21 protein-coding genes are annotated in these 21,704 nt (G+C 62.6%); 17 read left to right on the top strand and 4 right to left on the bottom strand.

All coding sequences use genetic code 11. From position 1 onward, the window contains the following. The first annotated feature begins 93 nt into the window (after positions 1-93). Positions 94-897 (top strand): fumarylacetoacetate hydrolase family protein, encoded by an 804-nt coding sequence (locus ACX5I6_RS20940; RefSeq protein WP_461841938.1) that lies wholly within the window; start codon positions 94-96, stop codon positions 895-897. A 27-nt stretch (positions 898-924) separates the two neighbouring features. On the opposite strand, the gene ACX5I6_RS20935 is transcribed toward ACX5I6_RS20940, so the two are convergent. Next, complete coding sequence (locus ACX5I6_RS20935) at positions 925-2,175, bottom strand: IS256 family transposase (RefSeq protein WP_461842003.1); 1,251 nt, start codon at positions 2,173-2,175, stop codon at positions 925-927. Positions 2,176-2,495: 320 nt separating this feature from the next. Between ACX5I6_RS20935 and ACX5I6_RS20930 the strand changes: the two genes are divergently transcribed. From ACX5I6_RS20930 to ACX5I6_RS20910, 5 genes are all read left to right on the top strand, one after another. Next, the gene (locus ACX5I6_RS20930; protein ID WP_461841937.1) at positions 2,496-3,092 is read left to right on the top strand and encodes a recombinase family protein; all 597 of its coding nucleotides are present in this window, start codon (positions 2,496-2,498) and stop codon (positions 3,090-3,092) included. Between the two features lie 7 nt (positions 3,093-3,099). After that, the gene (locus ACX5I6_RS20925; protein ID WP_461841936.1) at positions 3,100-4,485 is read left to right on the top strand and encodes a transposase; all 1,386 of its coding nucleotides are present in this window, start codon (positions 3,100-3,102) and stop codon (positions 4,483-4,485) included. Then, the gene (locus ACX5I6_RS20920; RefSeq protein WP_461841935.1) at positions 4,485-5,297 is read left to right on the top strand and encodes an AAA family ATPase; all 813 of its coding nucleotides are present in this window, start codon (positions 4,485-4,487) and stop codon (positions 5,295-5,297) included. The genes ACX5I6_RS20925 and ACX5I6_RS20920 overlap by 1 nt, the downstream gene beginning before the upstream one ends. 1,427 nt (positions 5,298-6,724) lie before the next feature. Beyond that, positions 6,725-7,495 (top strand): ParA family protein, encoded by a 771-nt coding sequence (locus tag ACX5I6_RS20915; protein WP_109864093.1) that lies wholly within the window; start codon positions 6,725-6,727, stop codon positions 7,493-7,495. Then, positions 7,492-8,007, top strand: a complete 516-nt coding sequence (locus tag ACX5I6_RS20910; RefSeq protein WP_461841934.1) for a hypothetical protein — start codon at positions 7,492-7,494, stop codon at positions 8,005-8,007. Before ACX5I6_RS20915 ends, ACX5I6_RS20910 begins: the two co-directional genes overlap by 4 nt. Before the next feature lie 81 nt (positions 8,008-8,088). Here the strand turns inward: ACX5I6_RS20910 and ACX5I6_RS20905 are convergent, their stop codons facing one another. Together ACX5I6_RS20905 and ACX5I6_RS20900 are read right to left on the bottom strand one after the other, a co-directional pair. Then, a complete protein-coding gene (locus ACX5I6_RS20905) occupies positions 8,089-9,912 on the bottom strand; it encodes a MarR family transcriptional regulator (RefSeq protein WP_461841933.1) in 1,824 nt (607 codons plus the stop codon). Positions 9,913-10,147: 235 nt separating this feature from the next. After that, on the bottom strand, positions 10,148-10,441 hold the full coding sequence (locus ACX5I6_RS20900) for a hypothetical protein (RefSeq protein WP_240617864.1): 294 nt from the start codon (positions 10,439-10,441) through the stop codon (positions 10,148-10,150). Positions 10,442-11,012: 571 nt separating this feature from the next. On the opposite strand from ACX5I6_RS20900, the gene ACX5I6_RS20895 reads away from it, so the two are divergent. The 3 genes from ACX5I6_RS20895 to ACX5I6_RS20885 are packed head-to-tail and all read left to right on the top strand — an operon-like array spanning position 11,013 to position 12,827. Then, on the top strand, positions 11,013-11,465 hold the full coding sequence (locus tag ACX5I6_RS20895) for a hypothetical protein (protein ID WP_109864096.1): 453 nt from the start codon (positions 11,013-11,015) through the stop codon (positions 11,463-11,465). Next, positions 11,466-11,912, top strand: a complete 447-nt coding sequence (locus ACX5I6_RS20890; protein ID WP_109864097.1) for a hypothetical protein — start codon at positions 11,466-11,468, stop codon at positions 11,910-11,912. 3 nt (positions 11,913-11,915) lie between these two features. Continuing rightward, a complete protein-coding gene (locus ACX5I6_RS20885; RefSeq protein WP_461841932.1) occupies positions 11,916-12,827 on the top strand; it encodes a hypothetical protein in 912 nt (303 codons plus the stop codon). Positions 12,828-12,835: 8 nt separating this feature from the next. Here the strand turns inward: ACX5I6_RS20885 and ACX5I6_RS20880 are convergent, their stop codons facing one another. Beyond that, on the bottom strand, positions 12,836-13,978 hold the full coding sequence (locus tag ACX5I6_RS20880; RefSeq protein ID WP_461841931.1) for an alpha/beta hydrolase family protein: 1,143 nt from the start codon (positions 13,976-13,978) through the stop codon (positions 12,836-12,838). Positions 13,979-14,148: 170 nt separating this feature from the next. Between ACX5I6_RS20880 and ACX5I6_RS20875 the strand changes: the two genes are divergently transcribed. The 8 genes from ACX5I6_RS20875 to ACX5I6_RS20840 are packed head-to-tail and all read left to right on the top strand — an operon-like array spanning position 14,149 to position 21,696. Then, positions 14,149-15,222, top strand: coding sequence for a CHAP domain-containing protein (locus ACX5I6_RS20875; RefSeq protein WP_461841930.1), 1,074 nt, complete (start codon positions 14,149-14,151; stop codon positions 15,220-15,222). Further along, complete coding sequence (locus ACX5I6_RS20870; protein WP_461841929.1) at positions 15,219-15,731, top strand: hypothetical protein; 513 nt, start codon at positions 15,219-15,221, stop codon at positions 15,729-15,731. Before ACX5I6_RS20875 ends, ACX5I6_RS20870 begins: the two co-directional genes overlap by 4 nt. 43 nt (positions 15,732-15,774) lie before the next feature. Beyond that, a complete protein-coding gene (locus ACX5I6_RS20865) occupies positions 15,775-17,235 on the top strand; it encodes a MinD/ParA family ATP-binding protein (protein ID WP_461841928.1) in 1,461 nt (486 codons plus the stop codon). A 39-nt stretch (positions 17,236-17,274) separates the two neighbouring features. Continuing rightward, entirely contained in the window at positions 17,275-17,874 is a 600-nt protein-coding gene (locus tag ACX5I6_RS20860) for a DUF6668 family protein (RefSeq protein WP_461841927.1), read from the top strand. 11 nt (positions 17,875-17,885) lie between these two features. Next, on the top strand, positions 17,886-18,155 hold the full coding sequence (locus ACX5I6_RS20855; protein ID WP_109864104.1) for a hypothetical protein: 270 nt from the start codon (positions 17,886-17,888) through the stop codon (positions 18,153-18,155). Positions 18,156-18,182: 27 nt separating this feature from the next. Next, entirely contained in the window at positions 18,183-18,929 is a 747-nt protein-coding gene (locus ACX5I6_RS20850) for a hypothetical protein (protein ID WP_461841926.1), read from the top strand. A 3-nt stretch (positions 18,930-18,932) separates the two neighbouring features. Then, the gene (locus ACX5I6_RS20845) at positions 18,933-20,201 is read left to right on the top strand and encodes a hypothetical protein (RefSeq protein ID WP_347886767.1); all 1,269 of its coding nucleotides are present in this window, start codon (positions 18,933-18,935) and stop codon (positions 20,199-20,201) included. After that, positions 20,188-21,696: an SCO6880 family protein gene (locus ACX5I6_RS20840; RefSeq protein ID WP_461841925.1), complete on the top strand. Its 1,509-nt coding sequence runs from the start codon at positions 20,188-20,190 to the stop codon at positions 21,694-21,696. The genes ACX5I6_RS20845 and ACX5I6_RS20840 overlap by 14 nt, the downstream gene beginning before the upstream one ends. Positions 21,697-21,704 lie beyond the last annotated feature (8 nt).

Below are 21,704 nucleotides of genomic sequence, written 5' to 3'. Positions count from 1 at the left end.
CCTGCACGAGGCGGCCAAGGCGAACAACCATGCCCTTTGCACGTCCGACCCCCAGCAGCCTCATCAGCAAACACAACCGTCAAGAGAGAACGAATGGCTTACGCAAACTACCGGTATAAGGGTCACAACTACCTCGGCGAAGTTCACGGCGATTACCTCATCCCGCTAGCCGGGCTCACCGACATCGGACCGGAAACCTCCGCCGATCTCCTTGCCAGTGCCGCCCGTCTGACCGAATCCCGTGTTCCCCTATCCGAAGTGACCCTGCGCGCGGCGTCACCGAGGGCCGGCAAGATCCTCTGCGTGGGCCTGAACTACAAAGACCATGCCGATGACACCAGCACTGCCACCTTTCCCGTCCTGTTCCCCAAGTACACGTCCACCCTCATAGGACCGGCCGACGACATCATCCTTCCCCCGGAATCCACCCAGGTCGACTTCGAGGGCGAACTCGCCGTCATCATCGGCAAGACAAGCCGCCGCATCGCCGAACACAACGCAATGGAGCACATCCTTGGCTACTGCGTCTCCAACGACGTCACCATGCGCGACTTCCAGAACAAGTCCCACCAATGGCTGCAGGGCAAGATCTGGGACAACACCACCCCGCTCGGCCCGCACATCGTCACGCAGGCAGACACCGACATCAGCAAAGCTGGCATCAGCACCACCCTGAACGGGGAAGTGGTCCAGAAATCCGACCTCTCCCACCTGATCTTCAGCATCCCCACACTCATCGCCACCATCTCCGAATTCACCACCCTGGAACCAGGGGATCTCATCCTCACCGGTACACCAGCCGGAGTCGGATACCGCCGGGACCCCCAACTATTCCTCAAGGACGGAGACACCGTCACCGTGGCCGTCGAAGGCGTCGGCAGCGGGACTGTCCGATAAACGGTGTGTGGAGTCCGGCCGGTTTCATTATTGAGTGGTTCTTTCGAACCGGCCCGCGAAGGTAATCGCGAACGCGTTTAGAGCAGGCTTCCATCTCATCACCCAGCGTGCCCGGCCACCGCCGGTCGGATCAAGAGACCTGGTGACCAGATACAGGCATTTCAGCGCAGCGGCCTCGTTCGGAAAGTGCCCGCGGGCCCTCACCGCCCTGCGGTAGCGGGCGTTGATCGACTCGATCGCGTTCGTCGTGCAGATGACCCGCCGGATCTCCACGTCGTACTCCAGGAACGGCACGAACTCAGCCCACGAGGCTTCCCAGAGCCGCACGATTGCCGGATACCGTTGGCCCCACTCCGCCGTGAACTCGGCGAACCGGTCCTTCGCCGCTTGCTCGGACGGGGCCGTGTAGACGGGCTTGAGGGCCTTGACGATCCCGTCGCGGTGCTGGCGTCCGGCATAGCGGAAGCTGTTGCGGATCAGGTGCACGATGCACTGCTGCACGACCGTTCGCTCCCAAGTGGTGGTGATCGCCTCCGGCAGGCCCTTGAGCCCGTCGCAGACGGCGATCAGCACATCTTCCACGCCCCGGTTCTTCAGCTCGGAGAAGACCTGCAGCCAGAACCGGGCACCCTCGCCACCGTCGCCGGCCCAGATGCCCAGAATCTCCCGCTCCCCGCTGGTGGTGACACCCATGACGACATAGAACGGGGTGTTGCGCACCTGCCCGTCACGGACCTTGACCACGACCGCGTCGACGAAGAGCACCGGATAGATCGGATCCAAAGGCCGGGCCGACCATTCGGCCAGCTCCGAGGCGACCTTCTCCGTGATGCGGCTGATGGTGTCTTTGGAGACCTTTGCCCCATAGACCTCCTCAAAGTGCGCCGCGATCTCACCGGTGGTCAGACCCCGGGCGGACAGCGAGAGGACGATCTGGTCGATCCCGTCCAGACGCCGTTTCCGCTTGGGCACGATCACCGGCTCGAACGACCCGTCCCGATCCCGGGGCACCTCAATCTCGACCGGGCCGATCTCGGTCAGCACGGTCTTGGACCTCGTGCCGTTCCGCATGTTAGCGCCGACCGGCGTCTGGCCATGCTCGTGGCCCAGGTGCTCGGTCAGTTCCGCTTCCAGCGCGGTCTCCAGCACATTTCTCGTGAGCTCGTTCAGCAGCCCGCCCGGGCCCACCAGGCTCACGCCCTGTTCCTTGGCCTGCGCGAGCAACCGCTCCGCAAGCTCCTTCTGATCGATGATCTCTCCCGTCACAGGATCGATCATCACCCCTGTCATGTCGGTCGTGGACTCTGACACGGCCGTCTCCTTTCGGATCAGGCCGGACCCCACACACCGTTATTCAGACAGTCCCTCGGCAGCATCACCAACACCGTTAGGGCGGAAGCCAGCTGACGAGGACCCATATCAAGAAACCAGCCCACTTCTGTCTCAGAAAACAAAAGCTTTTCAAGACACTGCCTATTTCCTGGAGAAGCCGAACCGGAGCGGCGTCCGGACGGGCATCTCGATGTCTCGGAAAGTTGTCTCGCCGTGTTTTGTCTTAGACGGATGCCGGAAGGGGTTTTCCGAGGCAGAATGAGCCGGTGAGACATCTCGGATATACGCGGGTAAGCACCGCCGGCCAGGACGCCAAGCTGCAGCTTGATGCACTCGTGGGCGCCGGAGTTCAAAAGCGTGATGTCTTCGCCGATGTCACGTCCGGAAGCAGGGCTGCGATCGAGCGGCCTGGGATGAAGAAGCTGCTGGACTATGTGGAGCCGGGCGACACGGTCGTGGTGTGGCGGATAGACCGGCTCGGCCGGTCCCTGATAGATGTTTTGAACACCGTGAACCTGCTTCGGGAGCGCGGTGTGCAGCTGAGGTCAGTCTCGGATGGCATCGACCCTGCCACAACGTCGGGCCGGCTGATGCTGAACATGCTCGCCACCTTGGCGGAGTACGAGCGGGAGTTGATCGTCGAACGAGTCAATGCCGGGATCGCTGCCGCGCGAAAGGGCGGAACAAGGTTCGGCCGCCCGCTCTCGGACCCCGTCGTAATAGCTGACAAGCTGCGGATCGTGACCGACGCGCGGGCCAAGGGCCGCACCGCTGAGGAAGCTGCCCGCTTAGTCGGGTGGAGCCGAGCAACGCTTTACCGCCACCAACAAGCCCTCGCTGCCCGCGAGAGCGCTTCGATTTAGCTGCGTCATGAGAGGCGCAGAGCGGTGGCGGATCCTTCGATTGCACGTCGAAGACGAGATCCCCCTCGCGGAGCTGGCCCGGGAATCAGGGGTCAGCCTGCGCACGCTTGAGCGCTGGCACCGATCCTTCCAGGTCGGTGGCATCGCGGCGCTTGATTCGCGTCTCAGGGTCGATGCCGGCAGCCGCCGCACAGCAGCGGAAACCGTGGCGTTCATCGAGAGGCTAGCGCTGACGAAGCCCCGCCCGAGCCTTGCAACCCTGCACCGGCTCGCTGTCGCCGATGCCCGACAGAGGAACGCTCCGGCGCCTGGGTATTCAACCGTTCGGGACATCGTTAGGGCCCTGGATCCCGGTCTCGTCACCCTTGCCCTCGAGGGGCCGGCGTCCTACCGCGACCGGCACGAACTCGTGTACCGCCGCCGGGCGGAACGGTCGAACCAGATATGGCAGGCCGATCACACCCAGCTCGACATCCTCATTCTCGGCACAAACGGTAAACCGGACCGTCCCTGGCTGACCACGGTGATGGACGACTACTCCAGGGCAATCTGCGGCTACACCGTCTTTACCGGCGCACCCTCAGCCCCGAACACAGCCCTCGCACTTCGGCAGGCGATCTGGCGCAAACAGAATCCATCCTGGGTGATGTGCGGACTTCCAGATATTCTGCACGTCGATCACGGCTCCGACTTCACCAGCCACCACCTTGAACGCACCGCCGTCGCCCTGCACATCCGAACCATCCACTCCACCGTCGGCCGGCCTCAAGGCCGCGGCAAAATCGAGCGCTTCTTCGGAACGATCAACACCGAGGTCCTCGCCGCCCTGCCCGGGCGCCTCGGACCCGGAATCCGCACACCACAGCCTGTGCTGGACCTGCCAGCACTTGATCGGGAGATCGGCGCCTTCATCGCCATCTACAACGACCGGACACACAGCGAACTCGGCACATCACCCCGGGACGCCTGGGTCGCTGACGGCTGGCTGCCCCGCATGCCCGACACCCTCGAAGAACTCGACGGGCTCCTCCTCACCGTCCCGAAGAACCGCGTCGTGCAACGCGACGGCATCCACTTCCAAGGCCAGCGCTACCTCTCTCCCACCCTGGCACCATTCGTCGGGCGCACCATCACCATCCGCTACGACCCCCGCGACATCTCCGAAATCCGCGTCTACGACCACGACACCTTCATCTGCACCGCCATCGACGAGGACCACCCGAATCTCCGGCTGAGTCTTCGGGACGTCGAAGCCGCACGCCGCGCACGTCGGCGCGAACTGCGCCGCACCATCAACGACCGCATCCCGACCAATGCCGCCCGTGAACAACCCCGAACGGCTGAACCACCGCGCCGCCGGCCACGGCTCCGCACCTACGAAGAGGACGAATGATGGACCAGCCATTCATCGTGACCAAAGAACACCGGCGCTTCACCGAGTTCGCCAACGCCGTAAGAAAGGAACGCACCATAGGCATCTGCCATGGTGACGCCGGCGTCGGTAAAACCTACTCCGCCCGGCGCTACGCAAACTGGGATGCCCTGGAACCCTACATAACAGAGTGGCGGTCCCGCGACGCAGAGGAAGACGCCAAGCACTTCTCACTCGCCAACAGATCCCGGGCGGTCTTCTACACCCCCGAGGTACTCTGCCGCCCCAAAGAACTCCTGGCAGAAATCCACCGCGCCCAGGTCCGGGTCGCCTCCTGCATCGATGGCCACCTCCACCGAAACGACCAGACAACCCCTCGCATCATGAACGGCATCACCAAACTCGTCGAGCTGCTCATCATCGACGAAGCCGAACGCCTCACCCCAGCCGCACTGGAACTCCTCCGAGACAACCACGACCGCACCCATCTCGGAATCATCCTCATCGGCATGCCCGGCATCGACCAACGATTCCGCCACTACCCACAGCTCTACAGCCGCCTCGGCTTCTCCCACCGCTACCGGCCCCTCGGCCGCGAGGAGCTCCTGTTCGTTCTTGACCGGCACTGGAAGCGACTCGGCAGGTCCCTCGATCCGGACGACTTCACCGACGCCCAGGCAATCGCCGCGATCGAACGAATCACCCGCGGAAACTTCCGGCTCCTCGAGCGACTCTTCCCCCAGATCACCCGTGTACTGAAGATCAACCAACTCGAAACAATCACCGACGACGTCATCGAAGCAGCCGCCAGCACCCTGGTCATCGGCAACTAACGACAAAGAGCGCCAACAAAAAACCGTCAAAGAGCACCGAACTCCACAAAGAATTGTCCCCTACCGGCCTCTCCCCTATCGCCGGCACGGTCGCGGCTCAGAAACGGTCGTTATCGCTGTGCCCTGACGGGAACATCGCGCCGCCCCTGAAATCTGATCGAGAGTGAGACGAAAGTCAACATCGCCATTGGCAAGACCTCCGACGAGGGACAGTGGTAACCCAACCCGGCAAGCCTTCCTGCCATACACCATGCGTTCATGCATGAATGAATGTACGCATGCATGCGCGCGTGCTGGCGGGTATCCAGAAAACAAGCAAGACCGGTGCACACAAGTGTGCGCACGAACATGCAGGCCTGCTGGGCGGCGCAGCCCACCCTCCCCCTGCCAGCATGGACGACAGCAGAAGGTGACGAGACGCGGATCGCAAGAATCTGCCAGGGGCCGGGGCAATGCCGACCGAACGCAGGCGGGGGAAGGTGTGGTGGGCGGCAAGGGGCAAGGGGCCTTCTCGGGCCGGCGAGCAAGCATTCCTTCATTCATACCTGAATGCAAGCACTCCGCTTTGGTCAGGAGCATAAGCTCCGCCCGGCATGCCGGCTTTCGACGCGCGAGTTTTCTTTCATGCATGAATGAAAGAAGGAGAGACCGGTCGGTTTCGGCATTGCGCTCAGGCATTCACTCATGCTTGAACAATTGACGAAGTTCCAAAGCTCCAGCAGGGCACTTGCATGCATTCATGCGGGAACGTTTAGGATCCACCAGTTCGTGACCCTACTGGGTTAAATGAACCCCGCCGTCGAAGTTCACACGCGCAAGCGACGGGAAGGAATGCATTGATTCATGCATGAAGGACGTGCGGGAAATGAAGCCTGAGTAAAGGCCGGACAGCGCCGCTTACGTAAGCCAGGCCGGACAGCCGAAGAGCAGGCTTGTAAGCTGGAATGCCAGCGTGCGTTCCTTCAGGCATCGTTGACAGCCTTCCCGCATGCAAGCCAGCGTGCCTGCAAGCATTCATGCATGAAAGCATCGTTGCATTACAGCACGTACTCGGGATGCGGGTCGGGTCCGGCTCCCCACCCGGTCGGGTGCCACCTCGGGGGTTACACCTCTTCCCACTTATCCTTCCCAAGATGCATACACCTTGCATTCGTTCATGCATGAATGCACGCAGGAAGGACCAGCAGCAGGATAAGAGAACACCCGAATTAGCAAGGGAAACGGGGCATGGCTTTGGGACGGGGGAGGGGAGTGGTTGGCGTACCGTTGCAGCCGACTCCGACTGAAAGTTGTGAACGAAGCATGCCTGCGTGCTTACTTTCTTTCATGCATGAATGAAAGAACTCTGTCATGCCAGTTTGATCACAGCTGGGGAGTAGACGGCGTGGCTCCTTGTAACGCACAAATGCGCCCGGGAAGCTTGAGCCATGCAAACAATCATGGTTTACAGCGAGTCAGGTGGCGCCACCAAGACGACGTCAGCTGTCTCTCTCGCCGCTGTAACTGCCGCCTCGGGACGCAAGGTCGTCCTCGTTGATCTCGACCCGCGTGCCGCCGCAACCAAGTGGATCGGGGTGGAGCCGAAGGAGTCTGGCCTCCACGTCGGTGCCATCCTGGGCGACCCGGACCCGGAGGGTTGGGCTGAAGACCTAGCCGTGGGGTCTAGCTGGTTCCCCAACCTCCGCGTCGTTCCGTCTGCCCGCAGCGTCTCCAACCGTGAAGCAGACCGGGCCGATCACGCAGAGCTCCGTCTCAAGACATCCCTAATGGGAATCGACGCCGACGTCGTCATCATCGACTGCCCGAACCGTCAGGGTGGGCCGCTCACTCTCTCCGCCCTCAACGCAGCGGACACCATCGTGTACGCCGCCGGCGCCACGGTGGACGGTGTGGATGGGGTAGCGGGTGCCCGCCGAAGCGTTGAACAGTTCCGCACCTCACGCAAACGCATCGGTGCGCCCGACAACCTCCATGAAGCCGGCATCATCGTCGGCGCCGTTGCCTCCACAGTCATGTCCAGAATTGCGGTCGCCAGCATTGAGGAACTGCGTGAAACCGGAATGCTGCTCACCCCGCTGGTCCCGCACCGTACCATCGTCCAAGAGATGCGCATGACCCAAGAGTGGTACGGGGAGTACCGAAAAGGCCTGCCGGTAGTAGAGGCCTACACCAAGCTGATGAAAGAGATCGTCCGATGACCGAGGCAAGCGTAATCAAAGACCGACCGGCACAGCTGCGCCGCAGGCCCCGGCCCGCCCCGGATGAGACGGTGGACCCTGTCGACTACAACCCGGCAACCCATACCCAGGCAGCACCGGCCGCCGCCCCGGTCCAGCCTGAGCCCGACCCAGCCAGTGCGGGAGGGGAGCAGGGGCCTGCCGTGGAGGCAGCGCCTGCGACACTTCCTGCTACCACGGCTGAGCACGTCTCTGTGCCAGAGCCAGAGACTGCAGTCCAGGCTGCACCTGCGGCAGTCGCGGTTCCCTTCGAGCCGCAGGCTCCCGCTCCTGCGCGCCAAGCGTCCAGAGCGTCAAAGGCCAAGGCCACCACGAACAAGAAGTCCCAGCGCCGCGAGGTAACGTTCCCGCTGAGCACCCGCGTCTCCCAGGAGATCCTGGATCTGCTCTACGACGCCCAGGAAAACGAAGGCGTTACCCTGCGAGACGCAATCGAGCAGGGTGTCCGGATGCGCTGGGGCTCCGCCCGCTAACCCGCATCCCCTCGAGCCATGCTTTCGTGCATTCATTCATGCATGAAAGCATGGTTTTTCCCCTCGCCGCCGGAGGAGGGGTCAGGCCGGTTGTCTGAAAGCCATGTCGGATAATGACCACTCATCGGGCGGTGCGTCGAACAGCTCCCACGGGTAATCCTCACCGGGCGAGAGAAGCTCAGCTACGGTAGTAACGTTCTTGGCCAGCCATTCCCGCCAGATGATCCGGTCTTGACGGTACCTCTGCACCTGCGCCGCCACTGCTTCCAGAACTCCGAACTGTTCAGCGAGCTGTCTCAAAGACGTCGCGGTTACCACAGACCAGGCCCTTCCGGCGTCACGGGCGACCAGGTTCCATGCCGTAAGGACTTCTAGCGCCTCGTGCACCGCGGACCTGGAGAGGCGCGTAAAACGGACAATTTCCGATGTCGGCATCGCGGGAGATTGCTCCAGGGCCTCGTAGACGAAGGCCGCCGGCAGCCCCAACTCCCGGAACACCGGACGCAAGGCGTGAAGCTTTCCCTTCTGCCACCTCACATCTTCGGCGGCGGCCCTGAGCCCTTCAGGCACGGTTAGCATGTACAGATCGCCTTTGGTTCCACGAGCTTCTTCCACCAGCGTCACTAGGGGATCCTTCTCTGCACGCAGCTCCCTCAAGTGGAGGCCGACGGTGGTGTGGTCAAGGCCGGTGGCAACCGCGATGGACCGAATGCCGAATTCGATGAACCGGGAAGCTGTCATGTGGGCTGCCTCGCCCAGTGCTCGTAGCACCATTCGTCGTGCCATTCCCTCCCTGGATTCCTGGTAATTCACCTCTCTGATCCTGAGCGCGTTCCGCCAGGTCCTGATGAACCGATGCTCTGCATCGGGGTTGGAATTTGAGGAGGAGCCCTTTACCGCTGCCGCCTGTGTGTGTGGCTGGCTTGTGGGGGATCTGCGGACATTGTTATTCGAGTCGTTATCGGTCTTGTTTTTGCTGAGGTAGCTGAGGGCGTTCATCCAGTCCCGGCGCAGGGACGGAAGTCTGTGACGGGTTGCGTACCGGGCGTAGAAGGAGGCGAGCCCGGGCCAGGTTCCCTGGAGCATGCGGCGTTCAACATCGACCAACTCGAGGCCGGCGGCCGCCGCGGACAGGATGACGGCCTGGCGTGCGTTGGAGTCCGAGGCGTACTGATTTATGTCGTAGAGTCCGGTCTGGGCGAGCACCTGCATTGATCGGGACATGCGTCCGGCGGGCTGGTCGATGGCCGGGGCGTTCGGGATTGAGGGGGTGAAGGATTCTTCCTGCCTGAGGGCCCGGACAGCCCTGATCTCTGCGGCTAGGTCTTTGGTCATGGCGGTCCAGACTGCGGAGCTATTGGGCCGGCGGGCGATGTCGTAGGCCATGGAAAGGCTCATCGCCAGCTGCTGATGGCCGCCGCGCTTGTGCGCTGAGCCGGGGGTTCGCATGCAGCCGTGGAGCAGGTTTTGGTGCGGGGTCTTGTCGAGGGTCCGGTACCGGGTGCCCAGCGCCTCGACAAGATCACGCGCTTCGGAGAAGGTGACCCGCTGCGCCAGCGGGATGTAGACATGGCGGCCGCCGTTGGGAGAGTAGTCCTCGATCCAGCGCGCCCCAACTGAGTGCAGCCAGGTCTGGACAGCCCGGACATCGGCCTGGACCCAATCCTGCCCGGCTACCCCTGAGTCGAAGTCCAGGAAGATCGCAGCGCAGGTGCCGTCCTTGCCAAAGATCCGAACTGCGGCGGGAACCGAAGGAAGTACATCGGTGAGATTTCGTTCATGTTTTTGCGGATAGGACCTGCCCGCATCCTTGGAAAGTCGGACCCGGGGCTGACCTGCGAGGACGGGTGCGAGGGCAGCCCACGCCTCTGCAGGCGAGCATGATGAAGTGGGGTTGCGCGACACGCCCGTGACAGGTATGGCTGGCGACGCCCATGGGTGTCCATGTACGATGGGAACAATCCTTTCGGGGAGAGTTGCTGTGAGAGGCAATGAAAAGGGACCGATCTTGGCGGATCGGTTTTGTTACACAAATGAAGCCCTGTCAAGGACTTCCAAACGATTCGCGGACTGTTCGCCGGCAAGCATCCCAGTTCGTGAATCAGAAGCTTCGAAGGCCCGCCTCGTGCGGGCCTTCGGCTTAAGAAGCTAAGCGGCCAAGTGGCAACTCCTCCTGCTGAACGATTGCGTGAAGTTTGGTGTTGGCCAGGCGTTCTTCGACCACATCGGACAGCCAGTCACTGACGTACTGGTACCCCTCCGCTTTTGCAATTTCCTCCATTGCATCGGCCTTTGGAGTAGCGATGCGGAATCCGACAAATTTGCGGTCGCCCTTAGAGCGCCTGCCCGTACGAGTAGTTGGAGCCATCATCCCTGTCCTTTGAACTACGGCAACCGTGGCTGCCTTTACTTCAATAGAGTGATCGAGCCGCATTCTTTGTGGCCCTAAAGGAGCGAATGCTGGGCCTCCAGCTCCTCTGAAACTGAAACTACCACCGAGAACTTCCACGCCTCGGCATTGAAACAGAAACAGTTCCCGGCGTGTTGAAACGGAAACAGCCCCTTGCGCTCCGGTGCTTGTCCCAACCGCGGAGCCGGGACGGCACACCTGGTGGGATCCTCAACGCGACCGTTGCACGAACAAGCCTTAACGTCCCGTGATGTGATGGCCGCCGTTGACTGGGCTATTTCGCCTGCGGTTGCTGCGAACCTGCCCCATAGTAGGGCTACCCCCGGCCGTTGCCATCAGCTGCGGATTCGGTCCGCGCCCTCTCATGGTGGCCCCGTCTCCTCAATACCCTTTCCGCACTCTCCATGCTGTCAATGAGCGCTCTGTTCGCTTTTTCAAAATCTCGCGCAGCGACAGACTACATACATGCTTCGCACATGTACAACTCGTTGCCTATACCCGCAGGGAGTCATCGGGTAACATTTGGTGTCAGCTGCCCGCCTGCTTTGTGTGGCGGTCTACACAAGAGGCTGAGCTTGGCTAAGGAGCTACCTGGATGGCAAATGGGGGCCGCAGCGTGTTTCTCACGCAGCAACAGAAGAAGGAGCGGCTGGCGGATCGCATGGGCATCCTGGTGGATATCTGGGAGTCCGATAACAACATTGCGCTCACTTACCCTCATGTGGAAGAAGCACTTTCTTCTCACGGAATCCACCTGTCACGAACCCGATGGTCGTACCTGATCAATGGCACTGGGAGCCTTGTGACGGATCAGGAACTGCTAAGGGGCATGGCAGAGTATGTTTTTGCGGTACCTGCCAGTTATTTGTGTGATCTCAACAGTGAGACTCCCCCCGAAGTGGAAGCGCGCATGGAGTTCCTGGTACAGATGCGCAAGCTGAAGGTGAAAAACTTTGCCGCGAGAAACCTGGGGGCCACCTCGCCCGAGATGCTGAAGACGATCACCAGGATCATCGATGGATCGATGAACGGCGAAGAGGAGGACTAAATGAGCCTCCCGTCGGTCGCAGAAAAGGTCGAGGAGCTATGTGGGGACGGTACGACGTCGCTGGAGGACGTTGTCGACCGCTTGACCGTCATCTGTGAGAAGCCGATCAACCTGATCGAGTACAAGGAGTCTTGGGGTGCGTTGACAGCCTTCAAAGCCGAGTTTGAAGATCGCATCAACGTCTACTTCCCACCGCAGAAGTCGCAGCAGTACAAACTTCATTGCATCTATCACGAGCTTGGGCACATCTTTTTGGAGAGCTTTCGGATTTCTCTGGCCCTGCCGAATCTCTCGGAAGAGATGCTGCGGGAAACCGCGGATGCAATCAGTATCACCTGCCGGTCTGTTCCGAATCATCCTGTCGAACGCTGGGTAGAGGAGTTCGCCTTCGAAATGTCGAAAAAGACCCGGACGCGGAGCTCGCTCGAGCCTGAGCCTTTCCTCTAAACCATGAAACTGCTGCTCTTTGTGCTGCTGACTGCCCTATGCCTCCTGCGGATCCCCTCAGTGGTCAAGGCGTCGGAAGCCCGGGCATCGTGGGTGGCATCGATGTTCGGCCTCGCGGCGCTCTATGTCCTGGGGACGGTTACACCGTTGGCGTCCATCGACAGCTATCTGGGTGGCGTCAACGTGACCAACCTTCTTCAAGCCGTCTTCGCGCTACTGGCGATCTTCTTCTTCAACGACAGCGTCCGGCGGTTAGCAAACGTACCCGTCAGATGGACCTACTATGCTCCGCTACTGAGCATTCCCGTCATGATTGTCAGCTTCGCCCTCATTCAGGACAAGGGTCCAACCTCTGCGGACTTCATTGATTACCGCATGGACCAACTCGCAACTGCCACGTACAGCGGCACGTACATGCTCGCGTTGCTCTTCACGGTTCTCCGGATCATCTACATGCTCCGGCACAAGGCCCGGGGCCTGTACGCAACATTTTCAGCGGGCCTGCTGGTGGTTGCAGCGGCTGTCTCGTGCCACATTGCCTACGTGCTGCTGTTCCACTTCACGCCCTGGCATGCGTTCGCAGAGGCGATCGGAGCCTGGTTTGACCGGCTTTTCTATGCCGGCCTCTCGGTGACCGCTGCGGGGTGGCTGATTCTATTTCTGTCCAAGCAGTTGCCGAAGTTGCGGCTCTGGATGGTCGATGCGTTTTGGCTTACTGCGCTGCGGATCCGGGTACATGCCGATCAGTCCCGCGTCAGTCCGGCGTGGGACCTGTTCAATGAAACGCTGGAGAATGGGGTCTACAAAAGCCTCATTGTGCTGCACAACTACCAACGGGCGAGCATGACGACGTTCTCGGACCCTGTTCAGGGCAGAATCAGCCACATTGAGGCCAAGCTTGACGCGCAGACCTAGCCCCTTGCTCAATTCAAGATCGTTTTGCTGATCCAACTCGTGAGTTCATTGGTGAAAGTATCAGGCGAGGCATTCCATTCCTGAGTATGGTGCGCCTCGGGTAGGGGTATCAGGGTGACGGTGTCAGGATTCGCGCGTTGGAACGCAGCCGAGATCTCCCAGGGAACCTCCTGATCGGCGCTGGAGTGCAGGACCAGCGTTGGAACTGCTACCCGATTAGGATTGTCGACCCATTCAAGGGCATTGAAGTTGATCGGTTCCTCCAGCCCGATCATCCTCGCGAATGGGGGAGCCTGCAGCAGGGACATGACAAGGCCGGCCCCCACAGCCGGCACGCAGGCCGCGGCCGCTCCTGCCGCGATGGTCTTCCGCCAGCTCGTGACGGGTCCTACTAGGACCAATCCAACGATCCGGTCCCGGTAAGCGCTGAGCTCCGCAGTGAGTAGAGCAATGGTGCCACCCATTGACCAGCCCGAAAGGATGATTCGCTGCGCTCCATGAGCCACGGCATAGCCCACAGCGCTGTCTACGTCTCGCCATTCCGTTTGACCAAGGTGACTCGCTTCGGCCTGCGGCGGACTAACCTCCAGGTCACTGCGGAATGAGGGCACCAAGGAAGTGAACCCCAAGGGACTGAAGGCATGGACATCCCGGAACATGATCGTGCGATCGGTCCAGCTGCCATGGATATGGATAACCCATGTGTCCGCGTTCCGACCTTCGAAAAGCCATGCGGGCGCCTCACCGTAGGCGGTGGGGATACGGACCTCTTCAAACCGTCCGGACACCGCAGACGGCTCGAAGAACACATCGGGGGTCCAGTCGACCACGGGTCCCAGAGCCGCCGGCCCCGATCCGGCCGGATGGATTAGCCGCTCAACAAACTTTTGATCATGGTCGATCAGAGTGATCTCGCCGACTCCGGTGTACCGCTCCGCTACAGGGTCGAACACTCCAAATTCGCCGGGTGCTTTGGTGTAGTCATCCAGGTCGATGCGAACTTTGCGGCCATCATCGGTCAGCTCGGCGCGACGGTAGTCCTTTGGACCCCGTTTCACGATCTTGCGGGCCATGACGACCGCGAATCCGAATAGTGCGGTCGGCGGTGCAAGGAACGCCACGCAGGCCAGGCCACGCCGTGTCGTCAGCATCAGGTCCCACCCTCCAGCACCGATCCGGGAAGTGTATCCAAGTCCAATTATCGTAAACGTTCCTCTCATTTTGGATATGTATGATGCATGTGCACTACAGGCATTGCACATGTGCGCTACAGGCGGATACCCTTAGTGAGGGCTAGCCAGGGGCTCAAAGGGGGATTTACATGCAGCGGAAGTCACTTGGTCTCGTGGCACTGATCGTCCTCCCTGGCATCTTGATAGGCGCGGTCTTTCCCATCCTCTTACTCCTCACCCCAGCGAGGCCCGCTGCCGCCGACTGCGGGCCAACCGTATCGGTGGCCATCAACGGCGACACTAAGGTGGAGGGTTACTCCCAGGAACAGTTGAAGAACGCAGCGGCGATTCTGGGTGCCGGGAAAACGCTGAACCTTCCCGTGAAGGGCCAGATGATCAGCGTCATGGTCGCACTGGGGGAGTCGGGGCTACGTGTTCTGGACCGCGGCGACGCCGCCGGGCCTGATTCCCGGGGGTTGTTTCAGCAGCGCGGCAACGGTGCGTGGGGTTCGTACTCGGACCGGATGGACCCGACCATTAGCGCGACGAACTTCATCAAGGCACTGCAGAAGGTGGACGGCTGGGAGCTGTTGGAGCCGACCGTTGCCGGCAATAAGGTCCAGCGAAACGCTGACCCGTACCACTACCAGAAGTACTGGCCCGAGGCAGTGAATCTCGTCCAGGCACTCTCCGACGGCAAGTTCTCATTGGAAGGCAGCGGCTGCGCAATCCCTGGGCAGCCCGGCGCCGGAGATGACTACCTGTGGAAAAACTGGCCCACTTGGATACAGGCCGGAGAGGCGGCGGCTTCACCGCTGGGCATGTTTTACCGCGAATGCGTGGACTTCGCCCTGTGGCGGGTGAACCAGCAAATGGGATCCACCAGTGCCCCGTTCAAGTTCCTCAACGGCACCTTCCGCCCTGACGGGCAGAAGCTGGGCTCTGCCCGGACCTGGAAGGACGGCTGGGACGCCAAGGGCTGGGCCACAGGCACGACGCCACGGATCGGTGCGGTCGTTTGGTACGCGCCCGGGGCCGGGGGAGCGGACCCGACCTACGGGCACGTCGCCGTGGTCAAGGAAGTCAAGGACAACGGGACCTACGTCGAAGAGGGCTACAACGGCAACCCGCCACCGGATGACCACAACTACTACACCCGGACGGTCAGCAACACGGTCCCGTCAGCCTTCCTGTACCTGCCCATCCAAGAGGAGAAGAAGTGAAAAAGTCACTGGCCCTGACCGCGGTGGTCCTGCTGTGCACTGCCTGCGCACCGGCAGCGAACACCACACCGGTCCCGGCGACCAGCGCGGTCGCCACGGCCTCTGCGCCGGTCTCCCTGAGCGCGGGCAGCGGCCCGCAGGCCCCCGACGGCACCGTACCGGCCACCATCGGCATCAGCTGGGATCAGGCCAGCAAGGACGCCGCCGTAGACACCGCCCAAAAAGCCATGACTGACTTCGCCCGCCCGGGCGTGGATGACAAACAGTGGGCCAACGACCTCGCCCGTTGGCTCACGCCGCAGGCCACCGCTGATTACTCCGCCGTTGACCACGCCAACGTCCCCGCCACCCGCGTCACCGGGCCCGCGACGCTGACGGTCGATGAGGCCAACGGCTACGGCGTCATGGCAGCCGTGCCCACCGATGCCGGGACCTACACCGTGCAGCTGCTCCGCACCGGCCCGGAAGCCCCGTGGAAGGTCAACCGACTCACCCCACCCACATCCTGAACGCCGCACCTCACTAACCCCGTCAACGTAAGGAATCAGGTTCATGAGCACCACTTCAACAGAGGTCCTGGCCTTCCCGAGCATCAAGGCCATCATCAGTGACAACGGCACCGCCGAGGTCGTCGTGGCAGGCAACTCGCGCGTCGTCCCGGCAGGGGAGACCCTGCAGGACATGCGCGACAACGCCCTGGCCCTTGTCGTGGCCGAAGCCAGGACGCTGCAGCGCCCCGTCCGGGTACGCATCGAGGATCCCGAGGGCCACGGCGAACTGATCGTCCACCCGGACGGCAACGTCGAGTCCGTCTCCTACGAGCCCCGGCCCGCCCGCCGCAGAACTGCCGCACCCTCCAGCACGCACGCTGCAGCCGCCGGCGAAGTTATCGACGCTACTCCAGCGGCAACGCCTGCGGTGAAGCCCGAAGCTGCCCAGCCGACGGTGGAACGCCAGCTGTGGCCGCCCCTTCCAACGGATACTGCGTTGGCCGAGGACGAGGCTCCGGCCGACGATGAGGCACCGCAGCGGGCTGTTGCAGCCGATGCGCCGGTGACCCGAAGTAGTTTGAAGGAGACCTCCTTCCTGGTCAGCGCCCCGGTGCTGGAGCCGGCTACGCAGGGCTGGCGGGGTGCGTTTACGCGCCTGGGCGTCCGGATGGACCCCTCGGAGGAGGAACTGTCCGAGCGTGAAGATATCCGCACCGTCAGCCAGCACTGGCCCGGACCGCGGACGATCGCCGTGGTCAACCGCAAGGGCGGGGCGAACAAGACCCCCACGGTCGTGATGCTCTCGGCGATCCTTGCCCGCTACAGCGGTGCAGCAACGGTGGCCTGGGACAACAACGAATCCCAGGGCACGCTGGGATGGCGGACCGAGAAAGGGGCCCACGGCCGCAGCGTCCTGGATCTGATCGATTCCTCCACCGAGCTGCTGTCCCCTTCCACGAACGCGGCCGAGATCGCCAAGTTCGTACACCACCAGACCGCCGACAAGTTCGACGTGCTGCGCTCGGACGAAAACGAAGAAGGCGACCACGAAGTCACCGCCGAGGAAGTGGACATCGCCCACCAGGTCCTCACCCGCTACTACCGGCTGGTCATCATGGACTCCGGCAACACCGCTAGGGCAGCGAACTGGCGGCGGATGATCGACCACACCAACCAGCTCGTCGTCCCCGTCACCGCCATCGAGGACCGCGCAGAAGCAGCACGGCTGACCCTGCAGACCCTGGAATCCCGCGGCGGACACAACGCCGAGCTGGCACGCAACGCCGTCGTGATCGTCTCCGAATCCACCGACGCCAAGCGCAGCATGACAGGGGATGCCCTCAAGCGCGCCAAAGCCGAGGCACAGCGGATCGCTGACGGCTTCGAGCCGTTCGTGCGCGCCGTCGTCCGCATCCCCTACGACCCCGCCCTGGTCAACGGACCCATCCGCTACGAAGCCCTCCAGCCCGCGACCCAGCGGGCATGGCTCGCCGCGGCCGCCGCCGTGGCCAAAGGCTTCTAAAACATCCCTACGGAACTTGAGAGTTGAGAGGAGGACCAAATGCAACAGACCCTGAACCCCTGGGTTACCCGCCCCACGGCTGATAAACCGGCTGAGGAAACCCGGGCCGCGGCTCCCCCACCGGCCGCAATCATCAGCACACCGCTTCGGGGCATGGTCGAGCCAGACGCGGCAGACAGGCTGGCGACCCGCAGCATGGCCGGCACAGCCCGTCTCTGGGTTGTTGGCACCCATGGGGGAGCGGGTGAAAGCCGGATCGCCGACCTCATGGAATCGGCCCGGTCCACGGATCATTGCTGGCCTGTTCTCCCCAGCGGCGGCAAGCCGCGGGTGCTGCTGGTCTGCCGGGCAGACATGCGGGGCCTGACAACTGCAAGGAACACGCTCACCCAGTGGGCGTCAGGCGCAGCCCCGCAGAACGACCTGCTCGGCCTCGCCGTCCTGGCAGACGCGCCGGGAAAGACACCCAAAGCCCTCCGGGATTTCGCCGCCCTTGTGGGCGGTGGAGCCCCACGGTTCTGGACGCTGCCCTGGGTGGACGCCTGGCGGCACACGGACGCCACGGAACTGCCAGTCGCCCGCGAATACCAGCGCTTCATTACCGACGTGGCCGCCCTGGCCACGGCTACCAACCACTGAAAGGTCTCACCATGAACACGATCACTGCAGTCACCACCAGCGTTATCCCTAACCCCACCCCCGTTGTCCCTGCGCAGGCGGGCGGTCTGCTGACCATCCTGAACTGGGCCTCCGGCATCGGCCTGGTCCTGGGCGTCCTGGGCGTCATCATCGTCGGCATCGGCATGGTCATTCAGCTCCAGCGCGGTGAAGGCGCGCAGGCGATCGGCAAGCTCGGCTGGGTCCTCATGGGCTGCATCATCATCACCGGCGCCGCGGGCATCGTCCGCGCCTTCGTCTAAGCCAGCACCGTCAACGGGAGGTTCTGTATGAGCCAGTCAACAGAGAGCACCACCGAAGGCAATTCGTTCACCAGGCCCGGGTTCATCGTCGCGGCCGCGCTTGTGCTTGCACTGGTTGCGGCAGCGATCGTCATCTTCCTTCTCCCCAAGGGGCAGAGCGATGCCGGCCCCCTACCTGATGCAGCGGAATCCGCTTCAGCTGCAGCAAGTGTCAGTCCCGCACGTGCAGACAAAAGCATCTGTGGGCTGCCTTCTTCTTCTGACACAGCCCTAGGAAAGGCTCCCCAATCCAAGTGGGAACTGGTCGGCCGCATGGCTGCACCGACTGAGCCCACGACTTCCGGCCCAGGTTTGACCGACGCCAGCGGCTTCCGCTCCTGCTTTGCACACTCACCGACTGGAGCACTCTATTCCGCGGCGAACGCCGTCGCTCTCGGTTCCTCCGCTCAGGACGAGGTCAAGCTCGCGGAGCGGCTACTGGTACCGGGCCCTGGCAGAGATGCGGCCATCACGGCCGCGACATCACGAAGTTCATCGACTGAATCCAGTCAAAGCGCACAAATCAGGGGTTTCATCATGAAGTCCTACAGCCCCACTGAGGCCGATGTTGATTTGGCCTTTCAGCTCCAAAACGGGGCCTTGGCGCACAGCGTCCTCTCGCTGCGGTGGGTGGACGGGGACTGGAAGGTTAAAGCCTCAGATGATGGCCAGATATTCACCGGCACCGCCCAGCTCACTGATCTGAGCGGCTTCATTGCCTGGTCTGGGGTGTAAGCGATGGCTGACTGCAAACTGGGGGATATCACGTGCGTTGCCGGCAACGTGGTATCGGGAGCCGTGGACGACGCTATAACCAACCTGGGCAAAGCCATCACTGAAGGCATGAGCCAGATGGTGACGACGTTATCCACGTTCTGGGTTTCCATGCCGACCGTGAACCTGACCAGTGAGGACGGATCAGCAGCGAGTCCAGTGGTATCCGCCGTGAACAGTGAGCTGATGCCCTGGACTCTGGCCCTGGCCGTCCTTGCCGTAATTATTGGCGGCATCCGAATGGTCTGGGAACAGCGCGGGGCGCCCCTAAAGGATCTGCTCCGGTCGCTTCTCACACTCACCCTGGTTTCAGGACTCGGTCTGGGAGTCATCGCCATATTAGTGATCGCAGCCGATACCTTCGCGGCCGCGATCATCCAGAGGTCCACAGATGGTAAGGGTTTTGCCGAGGCAATGAATGGCCTGGTTATGACCGGTCAGAGCGGTATCGCCCGGTTCATTCTGATCGTTCTGGGCCTGGTTGGCTTGATCGCATCTTTGGTGCAGATAGTGCTGATGGTTGTCCGCAGCGGCATGCTGGTGATCCTGGCGGGCATCCTGCCAACCACGGCCGCCTTCACAAACACGGAAATGGGCAGGCAATGGTTCCAGAGGGCAGTCGGCTGGACTATCGCCTTTATCCTCTACAAACCGGCGGCAGCCATCGTGTATTCGGTCGCGTTCCTACTGATGGGCAACACCAGCGGCCGTGACGCTCTGGTGGGTTCCATCAGCGGATTCACGCTGATGATCGTGGCCTTGTTCGCGCTTCCAGCCTTGATGCGGTTCGTCACCCCAATGGTCGGAGCCGTTGCCTCCGGCGGTGGCGCGGCAGCCGGGGCCGCGTTCGGTGCTATTGCAACCGGGGCTGTCTCCATGGGCCGTCCCGGCAGTGGACGAGGTAACGCGACACCGATGCCGGCCAGCAGCAACAGCACGTCCAACACCCACACGGGCAGCTCTCCAAAGGGCAGCGCTGGTTCTTCGGGCCCACGGGGTGGGGGAGGACAGCCGACGCCCGGCACTACAGGACCGGGCGGCGCCGCAGGCACCGCAGGCAAAGCGGGAGCAGCCGCACCGGCCGGAGGTGCTGGGGCTGCGACGGGAGCCACGGCCGCGGGCCCGGCCGGCATGGCCGTAGCCGCAGGCGTACAGGTGGCGTCCAGGACATCAGAGGCAATCAAGACGACCGCGCAGGATTCAACCGGGGAGGGCCCCAGTGGCAGCAATTAACACCGAATACAAGGAACCGTCCTACGGCAACTGGCGCGTCCCGCGCTCAGCCGGACTCGGCAACCTCGGCGCTATCGGCACCGGCATTGTCGTGGTCGGACTCCTTCTGGGCATCGTCAGCTTCGCCATCTGGGGCCTGTTCGTCGGCCTGGGCGTCCTTGCCGTCGCCGGCGCCTGCGCGCTGCTGCTGACCGTGAAAGACAAGCACGGCCAGTCCGTAGTGGACCGTTTCGGTACCCGACTGGCTTTCAAGGTGTCCAAGTCCTCCGGCACCAACCTGTACCGTTCCGGCCCCCTTGGCGTGACCGAGTGGGGCAGGTACCAGCTGCCCGGACTGGCGGCGAAGTCGACCCTGTACGAGTCCACCGACTCCTACAAGCGCCCCTTCGCCATGCTGCACGTCCCGGCTACCAGCCACTTCACCGTCATCTTTTCCACCGAACCGGACGGTGCCTCCCTCGTTGACCCGGAGCAGGTCGATGCCTGGGTCGCGAACTGGGGCGGCTGGCTCGCCGGGCTCGCCGATGAGGCCGGACTGGACGCCGCGGCCGTGACCGTTGAGACCGCCCCGGACTCCGGGTACCGGCTGCGGAATGAGGTCATGATGAACATCGACCCGAACGCTCCGCAGTTCGCCAAGGACATGCTCCATGAGGTCGTAGACACCTACCCGGAAGGCTCGGCCACGGTCCGCGCCTGGGTGTCCCTGACCTTCAACACATCCCTCCGCGCAGGCTCAAAGAAGCGCACCCCGGAAGACGTCGCCCGCGACCTGGCCTCCCGGATCCCCGGCCTCTCGGCACGACTACAATCCACCGGCGCAGGGATCGCCCGGCCCACGGCCGCGCAGGAACTCTGCGAGGTCGTCCGGATCGCCTACGACCCGCCAGCAGCGCTGATCATCGACGAAGCCCACGCCGCCGGCACCCCGGTATCCCTGAGCTGGGGCGACGTCGGCCCGACCGCAACCCAGGCCAGCTGGGACGACTACCGCCACGAATCCGCATTCTCGGCCTCCTGGACCATGACCGGCGCTCCCCGCGGTTCGGTAAATTCCTCCGTCCTGTCCCGGCTGCTGGCCCCGCACGGCGACATTGACCGCAAGCGCGTCTCCCTGCTCTACCGCCCGATGGACTCCGCCAAGGCAGCAACCATTGTCGAAAGGGACCAGAACAACGCCAACGTCCGCATCACCTCGGGCACCCGGCCCACGGCCCGTGCCCTGGTGGATGCCCGCTCTGCTGTCCAGACCGCCCAGGAAGAAGCCCAAGGTGCAGGACTGGTGAACTTCGGCATGGTCGTCACCGCCACCGTCACCGATAAGAAACGCCTGCCCGACGCCGTTGCCGCCATCGAGCAGACCTCAGGCACCGCCCGGGTGCTGCTGCGCCGCGCCTACGGCTCCCAGGACACCGCCTTCGCAGCCTCCCTACCGTTGGGGCTGGTCCTGCCCAAGCACAGCATGGTGCCCGCCGAGATTAAGGACGCCCTCTAATGGCCCGC

The sequence above is a fragment of the Arthrobacter sp. MMS24-T111 genome, from assembly GCF_054888995.1.
Note: the sequence above shows the minus strand (reverse complement) of the source record. Positions and strands in the feature narration are given on the sequence as shown.

Coding starts and splice junctions, on each gene's coding strand:
- ACX5I6_RS20915 (WP_109864093.1), top strand. CDS start 6,725: ATGCAAACAATCATGGTTTACAGCGAGTCAGGTGGCGCCACCAAGACG.
- ACX5I6_RS20940 (WP_461841938.1), top strand. CDS start 94: ATGGCTTACGCAAACTACCGGTATAAGGGTCACAACTACCTCGGCGAA.
- ACX5I6_RS20860 (WP_461841927.1), top strand. CDS start 17,275: ATGCAACAGACCCTGAACCCCTGGGTTACCCGCCCCACGGCTGATAAA.
- ACX5I6_RS20845 (WP_347886767.1), top strand. CDS start 18,933: ATGGCTGACTGCAAACTGGGGGATATCACGTGCGTTGCCGGCAACGTG.
- ACX5I6_RS20895 (WP_109864096.1), top strand. CDS start 11,013: ATGGCAAATGGGGGCCGCAGCGTGTTTCTCACGCAGCAACAGAAGAAG.
- ACX5I6_RS20865 (WP_461841928.1), top strand. CDS start 15,775: ATGAGCACCACTTCAACAGAGGTCCTGGCCTTCCCGAGCATCAAGGCC.
- ACX5I6_RS20920 (WP_461841935.1), top strand. CDS start 4,485: ATGGACCAGCCATTCATCGTGACCAAAGAACACCGGCGCTTCACCGAG.
- ACX5I6_RS20880 (WP_461841931.1), bottom strand. CDS start 13,978: ATGCTGACGACACGGCGTGGCCTGGCCTGCGTGGCGTTCCTTGCACCG.
- ACX5I6_RS20885 (WP_461841932.1), top strand. CDS start 11,916: ATGAAACTGCTGCTCTTTGTGCTGCTGACTGCCCTATGCCTCCTGCGG.
- ACX5I6_RS20900 (WP_240617864.1), bottom strand. CDS start 10,441: ATGCGGCTCGATCACTCTATTGAAGTAAAGGCAGCCACGGTTGCCGTA.
- ACX5I6_RS20910 (WP_461841934.1), top strand. CDS start 7,492: ATGACCGAGGCAAGCGTAATCAAAGACCGACCGGCACAGCTGCGCCGC.
- ACX5I6_RS20935 (WP_461842003.1), bottom strand. CDS start 2,175: ATGATCGATCCTGTGACGGGAGAGATCATCGATCAGAAGGAGCTTGCG.
- ACX5I6_RS20855 (WP_109864104.1), top strand. CDS start 17,886: ATGAACACGATCACTGCAGTCACCACCAGCGTTATCCCTAACCCCACC.
- ACX5I6_RS20850 (WP_461841926.1), top strand. CDS start 18,183: ATGAGCCAGTCAACAGAGAGCACCACCGAAGGCAATTCGTTCACCAGG.
- ACX5I6_RS20875 (WP_461841930.1), top strand. CDS start 14,149: ATGCAGCGGAAGTCACTTGGTCTCGTGGCACTGATCGTCCTCCCTGGC.
- ACX5I6_RS20890 (WP_109864097.1), top strand. CDS start 11,466: ATGAGCCTCCCGTCGGTCGCAGAAAAGGTCGAGGAGCTATGTGGGGAC.
- ACX5I6_RS20925 (WP_461841936.1), top strand. CDS start 3,100: ATGAGAGGCGCAGAGCGGTGGCGGATCCTTCGATTGCACGTCGAAGAC.